Source organism: Bacillus paramycoides, from assembly GCF_001884235.1.
Taxonomy (GTDB): domain Bacteria; phylum Bacillota; class Bacilli; order Bacillales; family Bacillaceae_G; genus Bacillus_A; species Bacillus_A paramycoides.
The window spans coordinates 109,831-125,802 of the sequence record NZ_MAOI01000015.1 but is presented as its reverse complement, the minus strand read 5'-3'; the positions used below and the strand labels follow the sequence as shown (position 1 = coordinate 125,802).

Genomic DNA, 15,972 nt, shown 5'->3' with positions numbered 1-15,972 from the left:
ACCGTTCTTTCCAGGACGCCTCTCTTTTTTCTACATATACTACTTTTTTATTACAAATAATTCATAAATCCACATCGATATTGTTAGCGCTTTCAAAATGTTTTTTTCCTTATATCACTGCACTTCATCTCTATATAAAAAGATTTTCGAATATTTACTCTTGTCAAACAATGTCAATTTATATTAAAATAACAACAACATACAAAATATTTAGTCTTTTCAGAAAGATGGAGGGATAGCCATGAAGAATCCACTTCTTCGTATTGAAAACTTACAGACTTCCTTTCGCATACAAGATCAATATCATGCAGCAGTTGATGATGTGTCCTTAACTGTCCATGAAAATGAAATTGTCGCGATCGTTGGTGAGTCAGGATGCGGAAAAAGTGCACTTGCCCTTTCCATTATGCGCTTGCATAATGAAGCAAATACAAAATTACAAGGGCAAATTTATTATAGAGATAAAGATTTACTTAGCATGTCAACTGCTGAAATAAATAAAGTACGTGGTTCAAATATCGGAATGATTTTCCAAGAACCTCTTACAGCACTCGACCCTCTTATGACAGTTGGAAAACAAATCGAAGAAAACTTAGACTACCACACAAACTTTTCGAAAGCAGAAAAGAAAGAACGCACCTTAGAACTACTCCATCAAGTTGGTATTCCAAAACCAGAACTTACATATAAGCAATACCCACACGAATTATCTGGCGGAATGAGACAAAGAATTGTTATCGCAATTGCAATTGCTTGTAAGCCAGGACTCATCATTGCAGATGAGCCGACAACCGCTCTAGATGTAACAATTCAAGCACAAATTTTAGATTTATTACGATCCATTCAAGAACAAACGAAAATGGGCATCATTTTAATTACCCATGATTTAAGTGTTGTCGCTGAAACAGCTGATCGCATTGTCGTTATGTATGCAGGACAAATTGTAGAAACAGGAACTGTTGAAGAGATATTTAATAACCCTCTTCATCCATATACACGCTCTTTATTAAATTCTATTCCATCTGCATATGCTGAAAAAGAAAAATTACATGTTATTCAAGGGGTTGTTCCTTCGTTAGCGAAGCTTCCTCGCATGGGTTGTCGATTCCAAGCTCGAATTCCATGGATTAGACCAGATCAGCATGAAGAAAATCCTATTTTACATGAAGTAAAACCAGACCATTGGGTACGTTGTACTTGCTATAAGCACTTCAACTTCCAGCATAAGAAAGGAGATGACGTAACTCATGGCACTGCTTAAAGTAGAAGATTTAAAAGTACACTTTCCAATTAAAGGTGGTATTTTCGGTCGCACATTAGACTACGTACGGGCTGTTGATGGGGTCAGCTTTGAATTACAACCCGGTGAAACGTATGGAATCGTTGGGGAATCCGGGAGTGGCAAATCAACAACTGGAAAAGCAATTATGCACTTAACGAAAGCGACAGGCGGTAGCATTCATTTTAATAATAGAGATTTAACAAAGTTAAGTCGCTCTGAACTAAGAGAACAACGAAAAGATATTCAGATGATTTTCCAAGATCCATATTCATCCTTAAATCCAAAGAAACGCGTTATGGATATTATTGCAGAACCACTTCGGAATTTCGAGAAGCTCTCACCTGATGAAGAGCGTAGAGCTGTTCAAGATTATCTTGATAAAGTTGGGTTAAATCCAGAGTCTATTTATAAATATCCACATGAATTTTCCGGTGGACAAAGACAGCGGATTGGTATTGCACGCGCACTTACATTAAAACCGAAGCTTATTATTGCAGATGAGCCAGTATCTGCACTTGACGTATCAGTACAAGCGCAAGTTTTAAACTTCTTACAAGATTTACAAGCTGAACTCGGACTAACATACTTATTCATTAGTCATGATTTAGGTGTAATTCGCCATATGTGTGACCGAATCGGTGTAATGTATCGTGGACGAATTGTTGAAGAAGCAACTAGTGCAGAAATTTATAATAATCCACAGCACATCTATACGAAGCGCCTAATATCAGCTATTCCTGATATTCGTCCAGAAAACCGAGAACAACAACGTAAATTACGTCGTGAGGTAAGCGCTGAATACGAGAAATCATATGAAAATTATTTCAATGAAAACGGTCGTGCTTACGATTTAAAACCAATCTCGCCAACTCACCGGGTGGCATTACCATAAGGGAGTGATAAAACATGTGGAAGTTTATACTACGGAGATTTTTAATTATGATTCCGCAAGTATTTTTATTAAGTGTACTAGTCTTTGCTCTTGCTAAAGCAATGCCAGGTGATGCATTAAGTGGCGCTGAACTAGCAAACCCGAAAGCAGATCCAAAAATAATTGAAGAACAACGTGAGAAATTAGGTTTAAATGACCCTCTTCCCACTCAATATGTACACTGGATTTCCAATGCTGTGCAAGGGGATTTCGGTATTTCATATGCTCATAAATTAAAAGTAACAGATATAATCGGAGAACGCCTTGGGAATACGATATTGTTAGCTCTTCTTATTCTTATTCTTACTTACTTAATTGCAATCCCACTTGGTGTTATAAGTGGACGTTGGAATGATACGTGGGCTGATCGACTCATTACACTCTATAACTTTTTAGGATTCGGTACACCACTCTTTATTTTCGGATTAGTAATGTTATTCTTATTCGGATTTTTATATCCAATTTTCCCTACGAGTGGTAGCGTTGATCCGCAAGTTACAGCCGGAACATTTGATTACTATGTAAGTAAATTCAATCATATGATTTTGCCAGCTTTATCTGGGGCATTAATTGGAACAGTAGGCACTGTACAATATTTACGAAGCGAAATTATTGATACGAAACATAAAGATTTTGTACGCACGGTAAAAGCAAAAGGTGTACCAGAATCTAAAGTATATTCAAGACACATTTTACGAAATTCATTTTTACCAATCGCAGCATTCCTAGGCTATGAAATTACAGGGTTAGTTGGGGGCTCTATTATTCTAGAAAATATTTTCGGCTATCCAGGAATTGGCCAACTATTTTTCCAATCTATCACTCAACGTGATTTCAGTGTCGTAACTGCTCTTGTATTATTTACTGGATTCGCAACGCTACTTGGAACTCTTCTTTCCGATATTATTCTAAGCATCGTTGATCCACGTATTCGTATTGATTAATGGAGGTGAAGAAACGTTATGTTAGCAAATCCTGAAAAACAAACTGAAGTCACTCATTACGAAAAAAGCCCTTCTGGTTTCTCCATTATGTGGCGTGAATTTCGTAAAGATAAACTAGCAATGTTTTCCCTATTCTTTTTAGCACTAATACTATTAGCCGTTTATGCAACATCTTTTATTATGAAGCAAGAGGACATTGTCCGAGTTGATTTATTTGCTATTTACGATCCGCCCTCCGCTGAACATTGGTTAGGAACTGATTACGGGGGCCGGGATATTTTCGGACAATTAATTATTGGTACACGTAACTCCTTTACAGTTGGTTTATCCATCACTCTTTTAGCAACCCTTATCGGTCTTACGATGGGACTAGTTGCTGGTTATTTTGGAGGTGTTGTAGATAACATCATTATGCGTTTTATCGATTTCATGATGATTTTACCATTCTTAATGATTGTTATCGTGTTTATCTCACTCGTTCCAACTTTCAACATTACAACATTTATTCTCATAATGACCGCTTTCTTATGGGTCGGAAAAGCAAGACTTATACGTTCAAAAGTATTAACTGAGAAAGAACTTGATTACGTATCTGCATCACAAACGTTAGGAACACCAAACTGGAAAATTATTTTCCAACAAATACTACCTAATTTAAGCTCTATTATTATCGTAAATATTACATTAAATCTTGCTGGTAACATTGGGATTGAGTCTAGTTTAACTTATTTAGGATTCGGTCTACCAGAAAGCACACCGAGTCTTGGTACACTTGTAAGTTACGCAACAAACCCAGATGTATTGCAAGAAAAATGGTGGATTTGGTTACCTGCATCAATCATGATTTTAGTGTTGATGCTGTGTATAAATTTTATTGGTCAAGCGTTAAAACGTGCGGCTGATGCAAGACAAAGAAAAGGATAAGGGGTGGACGTTATGAACAAACCAAAATTTTACAAAGTATTAAGCACACTTGCAGCTTCGACATTATTACTATCTGCATGTGGGGGTGCTGATAGCAGTAGTAAACAGACGAGCAATACAAAGAAAGTGGAAACAGATAAATTTAGCTCCGCTGTAAAAAATGATAATAAAGAAATTAAAGACGGATCATTAACATATGGGCTCGTTTCAAATTCACCTTTCGCTGGTGTTTTAAGTAGAGTTTTATATGAAGTTGCTCCAGATGCTGAAGTTCTAGATTTCTTCGATGAAGCATTATTATCTACAGATAAAAACTGGGAAATCAGTAACGATGGTGCTGCAACTTATAAAATTTCAGAAGATAAGAAAACAATTACAATTTCAATTAAAGATAATGTAAAGTGGCATGATGGTAATCCTGTAACAGCTGAAGATTTGGAATATTCTTACCTCATCATTGGTAGCAATAAATATACAGGAATCCGTTACGATACACAAATGCAAATGATTGAAGGAATGGAAGAATATCATGCTGGAAAAGCTGACAAAATTTCTGGTATTAAAGTAGTTGATCCAAAAACCATTTCCATTACTTATAAAGAAGTAAACCCTTCTCTGAAAACAGGTATTTGGACATACCCTACACCTAAAAAATATTTAGGTGATGTACCAATTGAAAAGCTTGCTGAATCTGATAAAGTCCGTAAAGATCCAATTGGATTTGGACCATTTAAAGTTAAAAAAATGGTTCCTGGTGAATCCGTTGAGTATGAGCGTTTCGACGATTACTGGGGTGGCAAACCTAAGCTAAAAAATGTAACTTTAAAAGTTGTAAATCCATCTATCGTTAACGCATCTCTGAAAAAAGGCGATATTGATATCGCAACAGTTACTGCTGATCAATACCCAAACGTAAGTAAATTAAAAAATACACAGCTAGTAGGTAAAACTGCTCTTTCTTACACTTACATCGGATTTAAGTTTGGACATATGGACAAAGCAAAGAACGAAGCTGTGATGGATAAAGATAAGTTCAAAGACGTTCGTTTACGTCAAGCGATGGCATATGCTATTGATAGAGAAAAATTAGCAGAAAAAGTATATTACGGACTTCGCGTTCCAGCTAACTCTCCAATTCCACCATCTATGCCTAAGTACCATAATAATAAAGTTGGTGCATATAACTTAGATGTAGATAAAGCGAAGAAACTATTAGATGAAGCTGGATATAAAGATAAAAACGGTGATGGATTACGTGAGGATCCACAAGGTAATGAGTTTAAAATTAACTTCTTAGCTAGTAGCGGTTCTCAAACAAGTGAGCCACTTGCGAAATTCTATATTCAATCTTGGAAAGATATCGGTTTAAAAGTAGAACTTGTTGATGGACGCTTACACGAATTTAATGCATTCCGTGACATGATTAAGAAAGATGATCCGAAGATTGATATTTTCTCTGGTGCTTGGAACACTGGTTCTGACCCTGACCTTTCTGGCCTATGGGGCAAAGATGCTGGATTTAACTATCAACGCTGGGTAAATGATGAAAATACGAAATTATTAAACGAAGGTTTATCTGCAAAAGCTGCTGATGATAAATATCGTAAAGAAGTATACGATAAATGGCAAAAATTAATTCATGACGAAGCACCAATGATCCCAATTCATTACACATTCGATTTAACAGGTGTAAATAAGCGTGTTAAAAATTATGATGTTGCTCCTGGTGTAAATTCATTATGGAAAGACGTTACCGTAACAAATGAAAAACCAGAAGTAGAAAAATAAGCATAAAATAGCTCTTAGCATTTACTTACATGCTAAGAGCTATTTTTTATTTACCGTCCTTCTCTTGCTGTTTATATTAATCAATTCCCTTCTATTCATACGATTAAAACATTTGCTGAAACATCTTTATTAAAACAGCTAACGTAACAGATCCCGCAAATCCTCCTAAACAAATAAGACTTACCCCTTGACTATATGATAAATTTTGAAATGATTTCATTTCTTTCATCCTCCCTATTCCCCTTTGATACTCTAATTTTACCAGTGGGAAAAATTTCATAACATCGATTTCGCTGACAACTAACTTACAAATTTGTAAGTTAACAATTTCCCTCTAAACTTATATATCTAGTATGTCCACGCTTCCCCCTTTTATACATCAAAAAAGACCTTGAATTATATCAAGGTCCTACTTACACTACAGAATATCTCACTCAATTTATTTTATAATCATCACCGGGCATTTCACACGCTTTGCTATTTTATGACTTACACTACCAAGCACCATCTCTTGCAGTGTATTTAACCCTCTACTTCCTACAACAACAAGGTCAATATCTCCTGTATTTACATATTGAACGATCGTATCTCCAGGATCACCGTGTAGAATCGTAATTTTGTAGGCAATTTTCTCTTTCTTTAATAACGTCTCAATCTCTTTTAATTTATCTTTTCGACTTGCTGAAATTGTCTCTAAATCTGTTTGCCCCTGTATAATATCTGATTTTGCCGTTCTATTATCTACTACGTACACAACTTCAACATTTGTTTCTTCGTTAAATTTCGCAATATATGTTGCATGCTCGGCTGCCCGAAGTGCATGCTCAGAACCGTCACATGCTAATATAATTTGTTTGTACATATGCTGAATCCCCTTTTCGTTATCCTACTCGTATTATATAATAAAGCCTCCTAAAAAGGAGGCTTCTAACTAGCAATTCTCTTATTATAAGTAGCTAAATTTGAAACAATCTTCGAGCTACGTTCATTTAAACCTGTGATCCTTACTTTCACACCACTTTGTTCATACTTCATTATAACTTTATCAATTGCTGCTACAACTGAATCATCCCATACGTGTGCGTGAGTACAGTTCATCTCAATTTCTTTTGCTTCTTCATTGTATGGAAATGTATTTATAAAATTTGTCGCAGATGCGAAGAATAGTTGGCTGTGAATTTCGTATATTTTCTTATTTTCAATATACAAATGTTTCACGTGAATCTTTGCCATGTACTCCTCTACTCTTTAATTCTTTGATTTTCTCCATAAGAAAATCAGAGCCGACTGCACGAAGGCTATTATATAACGAGTAGAAGATTTTTTGCTATGTAAAAGTTTCCTAAAAAAAGACGCTACCTCCGCAGCGTCTTTTCCTATTTAATGTCCACCATGCCCCTTGCCATTTTCTTGAACAATCTCTAACCTCTCATCCAAAATACCTTGCGTTTCAAATGAAATATTTTCAGTATTCCCTAATAAGAATCCATGATTGTACGGACCGATTGTTGGATCATCTTTAAACTTCGGTTGAATGCTAGCAAGGAAGTCATATACTGGTTGCGAAGCTTTACCTTCTTCTAAAAATAATACCGGAGCATGTTTACCCATATGTGAAAACGGCGCTCCCGCAATTGCTAAATCTGGCGTTTTGCTTGAAACAAATGACAAACCGTGACCTGGCTTTGTGAACCCCCAGCCAAATTTCGTTTTTTCATCTTTAAATTTCGCAAACGCAACAGAATTTTCTGTTGGAGTCTCCCCACTAATACGTGTTACTTTTCCGTATTTACTTAACTCTTTTTCTACTTCTTTCGAAATGATTTTTTCTGGTCCTAACACATATATATTCGCTTTATCCTTTCTCATTTTTAACGCCTCGATTGTCGCTTCTGGCACCGTTTCTTTTTCTACGTATAGAAGAGGTTCTGGCATATGAGAAATCCAATTTACAGCTGGTGTTGTATATAAGCGCCCTTCTTCTTCAGACGAACCGATAATAACACTATTTGGATAATTCCCTGTTATATCGGCATATTCTTTATCAACATCTTTAGCAAATTTAGCTGGATCCGTTTCTTTTATTTGCTTTACTTTATAGTCTTTTAATTGCTCTAGTGCTGAAGCACCTACATCCCCCATCACCATAATTTGCGTTCCATCTTTTGTTCCAAGTGGATTTAATCGTTTTATTTCTTTTAACGTCATTTCAGGTACCGCTTCTTTTTCTATAAATAAAATCGGTCCGTTATTCGGATGATGAATAAGATCCGCACTTGCAATACCTAATTGCCACTCGTTCATTGGTACTAAAATAACAGCACCCGGCTGATTCTCTTTATGAGTTGCTGGCCATATTGTTTGCGAAGTTAGCACTGCCATTTGCAGAGGATCATTTGTATTTAATCTCGTTATATTTTTTAAACTTGTCGTTAATAAATCATTCGCTGCTCTTTTATTCATTTCTTTCGGCGCAGTCACCTCTTGATTCATTTTCATTTCCTTTTGCTCTGTTTTCTTCTCTTTTGTAGATTCATGATTTTTATGATCTGTGTTCGTTTGCCCACATGCCGCAAGACCGGCTGCCGTAATTATTGTTATCCCAAGGATTCGGGTCTTTTTCTTCACTATATCGCCTCCGCTTCATCGTTTTCGAGCCAATATTATTACTTAAAATGGAATTTCAACTTTACGATAACAAGCAATTCTGAAGAAATTATGCAGATGCATTATAATCTGCACCATTTCTTCATGATTTTGACTTACAATTTAAGTAATAACTACAAATGCGGAGGTACTCTATGATCGATATACTACTCGTAGACGATGAACCGAGAATGCTTGAATTATTAACTCTTTATCTTACTCCAATCGGATATAACTGCATATGTGCGGTATCTGGAGAAGAAGCTATTTCACATATAGAAAATCGAAACTTCAAATTTGTTTTACTCGATATTATGATGCCAAAGACGGATGGATGGGAAACGTGCAAAAGAATTCGTTCATTTAGTAACGTTCCAATCATTATGGTAACCGCTCGTGATCAAACGGTAGATGTCATTCAAGGATTAAAACTTGGAGCAGATGATTATGTGACGAAGCCTTTCCATGAAGAGGAGCTTTTCGCAAGAATTGAAGCTGTTTTACGGCGTACGAATCAACATACGCAAATCCAATATCACGGCATTTTATGGGATGAGACAAAGCATTTTGTTTCTGTCCATAATGAAGAACTTCTTCTCACTCCGATCGAATTCTCTTTACTCGGATTATTTTTACGCCATGTGAACTACGTATTAAGCCGTGATCAGCTCATTGAACGGATTTGGGGTTTAAATACAAATACAGAAGATAGAACAGTCGATTCACATATTCGTAATTTGCGTGATAAATTACGAAAAGTAAATTTCCCTATTGATCACCATTTAAAAACTATATACGGAGTAGGTTATCGATGGATTGATAGCGAAAATTAAGGAGCAAAACAATGAAGCGAATTTCTATTCAACTCGGATTTTATTTTCTAATTGTTACACTTTTAATCGAAAGTGTTCTATTTGTCTTGCTCTATTATAGCCTTGTAAACGCTAGAGTAAATGAAGAAATGACAGCTTTATTAAAGCGCGGAAATAGTCACCGAGATGTCCTTGAAAAGTATTTTGACAGGCAAACAATCTCTCACGTCGCTTTAATGGAATCCGAAGCTGAAACAACCGTTGTTATTACAAATGCAAATAAGGAAGTACTAGCAAAATCTAACGAGCTAGATACAACTATAAAAAAGCATATTGCCGAGATGAATACGAGTACAGATCATAACGGATCTATTATAGAAAATCATTGGAAAACATCTAATTATATATGTACAGTTAGTCCCATTGTAGTAAATGGAAAATTAGAAGGTTATGTTTATATGTTTCTCAGAACAACATCAATCGAAGAAATGATTAATGGCTTAACAAAACAATTTATTATTGCCGGCATCGTGACTTTCCTATTAACAGTCGTCACAATTTTTCTATTATCCCGCTTATTAACAAAACCATTGTTACACATGAAACATGCCACTGAAAAAATGAGTAAGGGCGATTTATCCGTTTCTTTAACTACTACTCGAAATGATGAAATTGGTGAACTTGCAGAATCCATTCAAACTCTTGCAAATGATTTACATTATATGAAAACCGAAAGAAGTGAATTTCTAGCGAGTGTTGCTCATGAATTACGAACACCTTTAACGTACGTAAGAGGTTATGCTGACATTGCATTAAAAGAAAGTACAACTCCTGAGCAACGTTTACGATATTTATCCATTATAAAAGATGAATCTGATTATATTACAAACTTAGTTCAAGATTTATTTTCACTCGCTCAAATGGAACAACATAACTTTTCTATTCAAGTAAAGGAAGTATATTTACACGCCTTCCTGACTCGTATCACTGAAAAAATAAATGTTATGTACGGAGAAAAACAAATTAGAGTTGTTTTCACATGTCCTCCCTCCCTCTTAGTAAAGCTAGATGAGCAGCGTTTTGAGCAAGTTATGGTTAATATTTTAAATAACGCCTATAGGCATTCGAAAGAACATTCTCCTATCAATATTTCTGTTACAGAAGAACATAAACGTATTTCCATCAAAATTGAGGACGAGGGCGAAGGTATTCCGCAAGAAGACCTCCCTCACATCTTCGACCGCTTTTATCGCGTTGACAAAGCAAGATCACGTGCAACAGGAGGAACTGGCTTAGGACTCTCTATCGTGAAAGAAATTGTAGAACTACACGGCGGGAATATTACTGTAACGAGTGAAGTTGGTCACGGTTCTTGCTTTATGATTTCATTACCATCTTTATAATAAAACACGACTATACATTCATAGTCGTGTTCTATTATCATTTAGGCTTTTCTTTTATAATATAAGTTTACAAACTGACCAAAACGTTTTGTATCCGTTAAAGTTAAATTAATTTCCGGATTCTTTTCTTTAAATAACGGAATACCAGAACCTAATATATGAGGTGTAATCGTAACAATATATTCATCAATTAGATTATTCTTTAGAAAGGCTCCCAGTAGATTCCCTCCACCGACTAGCCATATTTTAGAGCCTTCTTGCTCTTTTAATCTTTTTGTAAGCTCCACTACATCTTCATTTACAAACTCTACATGTTCATTCGAACCTTTTTCTGAATTAGAAAAAACATAACATTTTTTATCTAGGTACGGGAATGTTTCCGTATGCTCTACCACGTAATCATACGTTCTCTTCCCCATAATTAATGTATCAATCGATTCATACATTTCTGTATAACCGTTATCGCCCTCTCCTTCAGTTTCCATTAACCATTGTAAATCATCGTCTTCTTTCGCGATAAATCCATCCAAGCTAGCTGCAATAAATAAAACCATTTCACGTGACATATTTTTCCTCCTTGCTTCTCATATTGATAAAATCATTATGTAAGCACTATACTAACCGTAAAACATGACAATTAATGGCATGTTAAAAAAAGAAAAAGGTGATATCCTTGTCAAAAGCAAAACGTTTATTAGACATTCTTATATTCGCTTCTGCAAAAAGGAAATTTACAGCTCAAGAAATAGCTGATGAGTTCAATATATCTATTCGTACTGTTCATAGATACATTTTAGATTTGAGTGATATGGGGTTACCCATTTACGCTGAACAAGGTCGCAATGGAGGATATAAAGTATTAACGAATAGAGTAATTCCACCTATTTTATTCACTGAAGAAGAAGCTGTCTCCATCTTTTTTGCTTTTCAATCTTTAAGCTACTATCGTAACTTGCCTTTTAATACGGAAATCAATTCCGTTACACATAAACTATATGGCTCTCTACAAAATGATGCGAAAGCTAAAGTTGATAAAATACGTTCTTATATCGCTTTTTGGAATCCGAAGAGGACAATTGATACACCACTTTTAAAAGAAGTGTTAACAGCAGCTATTGAAAATAAAAATTTACACTTTCAATACGAATCTAAATCTGGAATAAAAACAAAACATGTTCATCCTATCGGTGTATATGCTCACGATGGTTTATGGTATTTGCCATCCTATGACTTTAGTAGAAAAAAAGTATTACTGTATCGTGTCGATCGTATTCTTTCCATATTATCAATGGAAGAAAACGAAGATACATTCATGAATTTAGAAGAATGGTTTGCCTCTAACTCTAACGTAATAATCATTCCTACTCAGTTACATGTTTTATTAACGACAGAAGGCGTGCGCCAATGTAAAAGCGTTCCTTACCTTGAAGAGTTCGTTGAAGTAAACGAAGATGGGACAGGGTATATAAATTCAACAATTGATAAAGGAGAAATTAATTTTATTACCCCTTTATTTTATCGGCTTGGAAAAGATGCAAAAGTTTTAGAACCGAAAGAATTAATAGATGGTTTACGCATACGTGCGAAAGAAGTTTTAAATATGTATGGAGACTAAAAAGACGTAAGAGAATTCCTCTTTCAAAAACATAAAAACGTGAGCGCCCTATTCTCACGTTTTTACATCTTACTTTATCCCGCATTAACGGGCAGTAAGACTCCTATCTCAAAATTCTGCTGTAAAGCAAAGGAGTTAGATAGGAGATCAACTGCCCGTAAAAGCCCGATTGGTTCAACTAATAATCAGTGGGGATAAACACCCACTGATTAAAGTTTCACTTTATTAATTCGATTGTTTCTGTAACCTTTATACTATCCTTTACAGATTGAACGATCGTACAGTTCTTTACCGCAAGTTGCAGTGCCTTGTCTAATTGTTCTTCAGTAATACCTTGTGCTTTTATTTTGTAGTGCAAATGAATACTTTCAACTGGTTTTGATAAAGCTTCACTTCTCCCAATTTCAGTTTCAATTGTAAACGTATCGTATGTAATACGTTTCTTTTCTAAAATCGTTCGAAAAACAATTGCACTGCATCCCGCAATAGAAGAAACGAGTAATTCTAACGGTGAATACCCATCTTCTTTTCCGATTGCTAATTTGTCATACGATAAATCTGCTCGAATATTATCATGCTTGATTTTTATTTTCATACTTCGCTTCCATCTCCACTTTCATCGGTTTCTGCCGTTTCTTACTCATATAATAATATATGTAGCAGAAAATGATAAATGGAACACCACAATATAACGCCATTCGTTGTTCAGGAATAAACGCTAAACTAATAACAACGATACTATTTGTAATTAAAGCTAAAATTGGGACAATCGGATATAGTGGTGTTCTATACTTTAAGTCCTCTAACTTTCCTCCGCCTTTTATATACTGACTTCTAAAGCGAAGTTGTGATAAAGCAATAATGATCCAACTTGAAACAGCGGATAAACCAGCTATAGATAATAAATACATATATACTGTATCTTCTGCAAGGAAGCTTGTTAATAAAGATAACGCCGCAACAGCAATTGTTACGACTAACGCTGTAATCGGAATACCACGCTTATTTACTTTCTTGAAAGAAGTTGGTGCCATTCCTTCATTTGCAAGTGACCATAGTATACGCGTTGCTGCATATAATCCTGAGTTCGCTACAGATAATAAAGCAGTAATAATAACGAAGTTCATAATATCCGCTGCATATGGAATACCAATTTTATCAAATACAACTACGAATGGACTTTCAATTACTCCTGCTTCTTTCCAAGAAATTAATCCTACTAAAATTGTCATTGTTAAAATGAAGAATAACATAATGCGCCATACTGTATTACGAATTGCGCGTGGAATTGTTTTTTCAGGCTCCTGACTCTCTCCTGCTGCAATCCCGATTAACTCTGTTCCTTGGAATGAAAAGTTAACTGTAATCATCGTAAGAAGTACTGCAGCTAGTCCATTTGGGAATAGTCCGCCGTCACTTACAAAGTTAGAGAAAAGAGGTGCTGCTTCTTTTCCGTCGTATGGTAAAAATCCTAGTAATGCACTACCACCAAGAACAACAAATGCAATAATTGTAACTACCTTAATACTAGAGAACCAAAACTCTAATTCAGCATAACTTTTCGCTGAGATAGCGTTTGAAGCATATAAAATAACCCCGAATACGAGACACCATACCCAAACATCAACATTTGGAAACCATCTTTTCATCATTAAACCGATCGACGTTAATTCTAATCCTACTGTTACTGCCCATCCAAGCCAGTATAGCCAGCCGATCATAAATCCAGTTCCAGGCCCGATAAACTTCGTCGCATACTTTTGGAAAGAACCTGAAACTGGCATCGCTACCGTTAGCTCTCCAAGACAAAGCATTGTTAAATACATAATAAATCCGCCCACTAAATAAGAAAGAATTGCTCCCCCTGGTCCAGCTTGATTAATAGTGTATCCTGAACCCAGGAAAAACCCTGTCCCGATTACACCACCTAGTGCTATCATAAATAAATGTCTACTCTTCATCGTACGATGTAATTTATCATTCGTTGTTTGCTGCATTGTAATCCTCCCCTATAAACCCTCTATCTCTTTTTAAAATTTTCTGATAATAAAAATATACACGAAAGCGGTTACAATTTCTATATAAAATTAAAACTTTTCTGATAAAATATTATAAAAATTTAATTATTAAGAGATTCGGATTCTATTTTAAGGTAATTAAGGATTTATAAGGAAAAACTCTTACGTATTATTGTAAGAGTTAACGAAGTTCTAATCTTCTCGATAAAATTGATAAACTGTAATTTACGATGAAATACATACAAGCTGCTAATATAAATGTTGGAATCATATAATTTACGTTCTGTCCGCTAATAATTTGAGCATTATGCATAAGCTCCGGCAATGATATAACAACTGCCAGTGACGTATCCTTTAATAATGAAATAAATTGGCTGACAAGCGGCGGTACCATTCTTCTCAACGCTTGCGGTAAAATAATGTTCCAAACCGTTTGGACATATGTTAATCCTGACGAGCGCGCCGCTTCAATTTGTCCTTTTTCGATAGATAATAGACCACTTCGAACAATTTCAGATATCATCGCCGCTTCAAATATCGTTAAAGCAACAATTGCGGCTGTTATAATTTCTAATTTCAAACCTGCCTCTGGAAGTGCAAAATACGTAAAAAATATAATTAGAAGAAGGGGTAAATTTCGAATGACTTCAACGATAAAGCCTAGTATTTGTGAGACGACGGGTATTTTTGTATAGCGCAAAGTTCCGATTACACTACCGATAATAAAACTAAGTACAATCGCTACAAGAGCGACTTCTAGCGTTATAAGCAATCCTTTTAATAAAAAGAGTATATGATCTCCCGTAATAGCACCTTGAAAATCCATTTACACCGCCTCCTTTGCCAAGCGTCTTTCCAAATAACGCACTAGCATACTTAGCGGAATTGTTAATACTAAATAAAACATCCCGACAAATATATATACATCAAACGTAACGAACGTCTTCGTTGAAATTAAATCTCCTTGATACATTAAATCCACCCCAGCAATAATTCCGAGTATAGAAGAGTTCTTCACTAAATTGAGAAATTGATTTCCTAAAGGAGGGATTACGATTTTCATCGCTTGAGGTAAAACAATATAATACATCGCTTGTACGTATGTTAGGCCTGAAGAGCGCGCCGCTTCCATTTGTCCTTTCGCGACTGATAAAATACCCGCACGAATTACTTCCGCAATAAAAGCAGCTGTATAAACTGTAAGCGCAACTGTCCCTGCTACAAAACCATTAAAAGTAATTCCTATTACAGGCAAAGCAAAATAGAAAATGAATGCAATTAATACGAGTGGAATATTTCTAACAAATTCTACATAGGCAGATCCGATCCAATTCAAAATACGGATAGGTGCAATACGCATCACCGCCATAATAACCCCTAAAACAAAACTTCCTATTAGCGCAATTACACTAGACATTACCGTATATTTAAATCCTTCTAAATACATATCAATGTTAGTTGTCAAAATAGAAAAATCAGGCAAGTACAATCACCTCTTTCTTTATAAGAAGAGGATGAGCATCCCTCATCCTCTCATTCTTACTATTTATCCCGATTGGTGTAGGCTAATAATTAGTAGGAGTAAACCCCTCCCCCACTGATTAAAGTT

The 15,972-nt window shown here is 35.5% G+C and carries 16 protein-coding genes and 1 pseudogene; 8 read left to right on the top strand and 9 right to left on the bottom strand.

Annotated features, from left to right (window positions below; translation table 11 throughout):
* Positions 1–241 precede the first annotated feature (241 nt).
* Genes BAU28_RS02090 through opp4A form a run of 5 tightly spaced genes read left to right on the top strand, consistent with a single transcriptional unit; the run spans position 242 to position 5,869 of the window.
* Positions 242–1,261 carry an ABC transporter ATP-binding protein gene (locus BAU28_RS02090; protein WP_071717574.1) on the top strand — a complete coding sequence of 340 codons (1,020 nt, stop codon included), beginning with the start codon at positions 242–244 and terminating at the stop codon, positions 1,259–1,261.
* A complete protein-coding gene (locus BAU28_RS02085; RefSeq protein ID WP_071717573.1) occupies positions 1,248–2,174 on the top strand; it encodes an ABC transporter ATP-binding protein in 927 nt (308 codons plus the stop codon). Before BAU28_RS02090 ends, BAU28_RS02085 begins: the two co-directional genes overlap by 14 nt.
* Before the next feature lie 14 nt (positions 2,175–2,188).
* A complete protein-coding gene (gene opp4B / locus BAU28_RS02080; protein WP_042981932.1) occupies positions 2,189–3,157 on the top strand; it encodes an oligopeptide ABC transporter permease in 969 nt (322 codons plus the stop codon).
* An 18-nt stretch (positions 3,158–3,175) separates the two neighbouring features.
* Positions 3,176–4,081, top strand: coding sequence for an ABC transporter permease (locus BAU28_RS02075; protein WP_071717572.1), 906 nt, complete (start codon positions 3,176–3,178; stop codon positions 4,079–4,081).
* A 12-nt stretch (positions 4,082–4,093) separates the two neighbouring features.
* Positions 4,094–5,869 carry an oligopeptide ABC transporter substrate-binding protein gene (gene opp4A, locus BAU28_RS02070; protein WP_071717571.1) on the top strand — a complete coding sequence of 592 codons (1,776 nt, stop codon included), beginning with the start codon at positions 4,094–4,096 and terminating at the stop codon, positions 5,867–5,869.
* 103 nt (positions 5,870–5,972) lie between these two features.
* Here the strand turns inward: opp4A and BAU28_RS02065 are convergent, their stop codons facing one another.
* From BAU28_RS02065 to BAU28_RS02050, 4 genes and pseudogenes are all read right to left on the bottom strand, one after another.
* On the bottom strand, positions 5,973–6,089 hold the full coding sequence (locus tag BAU28_RS02065; RefSeq protein WP_071717615.1) for a DUF4027 family protein: 117 nt from the start codon (positions 6,087–6,089) through the stop codon (positions 5,973–5,975).
* Between the two features lie 219 nt (positions 6,090–6,308).
* A complete protein-coding gene (locus BAU28_RS02060) occupies positions 6,309–6,731 on the bottom strand; it encodes a universal stress protein (protein WP_025149813.1) in 423 nt (140 codons plus the stop codon).
* A gap of 65 nt (positions 6,732–6,796) precedes the next feature.
* Positions 6,797–7,102, bottom strand: a pseudogene (locus BAU28_RS02055) (STAS domain-containing protein); the annotation flags it as partial.
* 147 nt (positions 7,103–7,249) lie between these two features.
* Complete coding sequence (locus BAU28_RS02050) at positions 7,250–8,497, bottom strand: ArsR family transcriptional regulator (RefSeq protein ID WP_071717570.1); 1,248 nt, start codon at positions 8,495–8,497, stop codon at positions 7,250–7,252.
* A 173-nt stretch (positions 8,498–8,670) separates the two neighbouring features.
* Between BAU28_RS02050 and BAU28_RS02045 the strand changes: the two genes are divergently transcribed.
* Together BAU28_RS02045 and BAU28_RS02040 are read left to right on the top strand one after the other, a co-directional pair.
* Positions 8,671–9,348, top strand: a complete 678-nt coding sequence (locus BAU28_RS02045; RefSeq protein WP_071717569.1) for a response regulator transcription factor — start codon at positions 8,671–8,673, stop codon at positions 9,346–9,348.
* An 11-nt stretch (positions 9,349–9,359) separates the two neighbouring features.
* Positions 9,360–10,730, top strand: a complete 1,371-nt coding sequence (locus tag BAU28_RS02040) for a sensor histidine kinase (RefSeq protein ID WP_116500270.1) — start codon at positions 9,360–9,362, stop codon at positions 10,728–10,730.
* Between the two features lie 41 nt (positions 10,731–10,771).
* On the opposite strand, the gene BAU28_RS02035 is transcribed toward BAU28_RS02040, so the two are convergent.
* The gene (locus tag BAU28_RS02035) at positions 10,772–11,296 is read right to left on the bottom strand and encodes a dihydrofolate reductase family protein (RefSeq protein WP_071717568.1); all 525 of its coding nucleotides are present in this window, start codon (positions 11,294–11,296) and stop codon (positions 10,772–10,774) included.
* 107 nt (positions 11,297–11,403) lie between these two features.
* Here BAU28_RS02035 and BAU28_RS02030 point away from each other — a divergent pair, with 107 nt between their 5' ends.
* A complete protein-coding gene (locus BAU28_RS02030) occupies positions 11,404–12,345 on the top strand; it encodes a helix-turn-helix transcriptional regulator (protein WP_071717567.1) in 942 nt (313 codons plus the stop codon).
* Between the two features lie 217 nt (positions 12,346–12,562).
* Here BAU28_RS02030 and BAU28_RS02025 read toward each other — a convergent pair whose 3' ends face one another.
* From BAU28_RS02025 to BAU28_RS02010, 4 genes are all read right to left on the bottom strand, one after another.
* Entirely contained in the window at positions 12,563–12,940 is a 378-nt protein-coding gene (locus BAU28_RS02025; protein ID WP_071717566.1) for an OsmC family protein, read from the bottom strand.
* Positions 12,918–14,342 carry an amino acid permease gene (locus BAU28_RS02020; protein ID WP_071717565.1) on the bottom strand — a complete coding sequence of 475 codons (1,425 nt, stop codon included), beginning with the start codon at positions 14,340–14,342 and terminating at the stop codon, positions 12,918–12,920. The genes BAU28_RS02025 and BAU28_RS02020 overlap by 23 nt, the downstream gene beginning before the upstream one ends.
* 202 nt (positions 14,343–14,544) lie before the next feature.
* Positions 14,545–15,189: an amino acid ABC transporter permease gene (locus BAU28_RS02015; RefSeq protein WP_025149806.1), complete on the bottom strand. Its 645-nt coding sequence runs from the start codon at positions 15,187–15,189 to the stop codon at positions 14,545–14,547.
* Positions 15,190–15,846: an amino acid ABC transporter permease gene (locus BAU28_RS02010; RefSeq protein WP_071717564.1), complete on the bottom strand. Its 657-nt coding sequence runs from the start codon at positions 15,844–15,846 to the stop codon at positions 15,190–15,192.
* Positions 15,847–15,972: the final 126 nt, after the last annotated feature.

Excerpts from the sequence above, each read along its gene's own strand:
- BAU28_RS02045 (WP_071717569.1), top strand. The coding sequence starts at position 8,671 with ATGATCGATATACTACTCGTAGACGATGAACCGAGAATGCTTGAATTA.
- BAU28_RS02085 (WP_071717573.1), top strand. The coding sequence starts at position 1,248 with ATGGCACTGCTTAAAGTAGAAGATTTAAAAGTACACTTTCCAATTAAA.
- BAU28_RS02075 (WP_071717572.1), top strand. The coding sequence starts at position 3,176 with ATGTTAGCAAATCCTGAAAAACAAACTGAAGTCACTCATTACGAAAAA.
- BAU28_RS02090 (WP_071717574.1), top strand. The coding sequence starts at position 242 with ATGAAGAATCCACTTCTTCGTATTGAAAACTTACAGACTTCCTTTCGC.
- opp4A (WP_071717571.1), top strand. The coding sequence starts at position 4,094 with ATGAACAAACCAAAATTTTACAAAGTATTAAGCACACTTGCAGCTTCG.
- BAU28_RS02020 (WP_071717565.1), bottom strand. The coding sequence starts at position 14,342 with ATGCAGCAAACAACGAATGATAAATTACATCGTACGATGAAGAGTAGA.
- BAU28_RS02025 (WP_071717566.1), bottom strand. The coding sequence starts at position 12,940 with ATGAAAATAAAAATCAAGCATGATAATATTCGAGCAGATTTATCGTAT.
- BAU28_RS02060 (WP_025149813.1), bottom strand. The coding sequence starts at position 6,731 with ATGTACAAACAAATTATATTAGCATGTGACGGTTCTGAGCATGCACTT.
- BAU28_RS02035 (WP_071717568.1), bottom strand. The coding sequence starts at position 11,296 with ATGTCACGTGAAATGGTTTTATTTATTGCAGCTAGCTTGGATGGATTT.
- BAU28_RS02040 (WP_116500270.1), top strand. The coding sequence starts at position 9,360 with ATGAAGCGAATTTCTATTCAACTCGGATTTTATTTTCTAATTGTTACA.
- BAU28_RS02015 (WP_025149806.1), bottom strand. The coding sequence starts at position 15,189 with ATGGATTTTCAAGGTGCTATTACGGGAGATCATATACTCTTTTTATTA.
- opp4B (WP_042981932.1), top strand. The coding sequence starts at position 2,189 with ATGTGGAAGTTTATACTACGGAGATTTTTAATTATGATTCCGCAAGTA.
- BAU28_RS02065 (WP_071717615.1), bottom strand. The coding sequence starts at position 6,089 with ATGAAATCATTTCAAAATTTATCATATAGTCAAGGGGTAAGTCTTATT.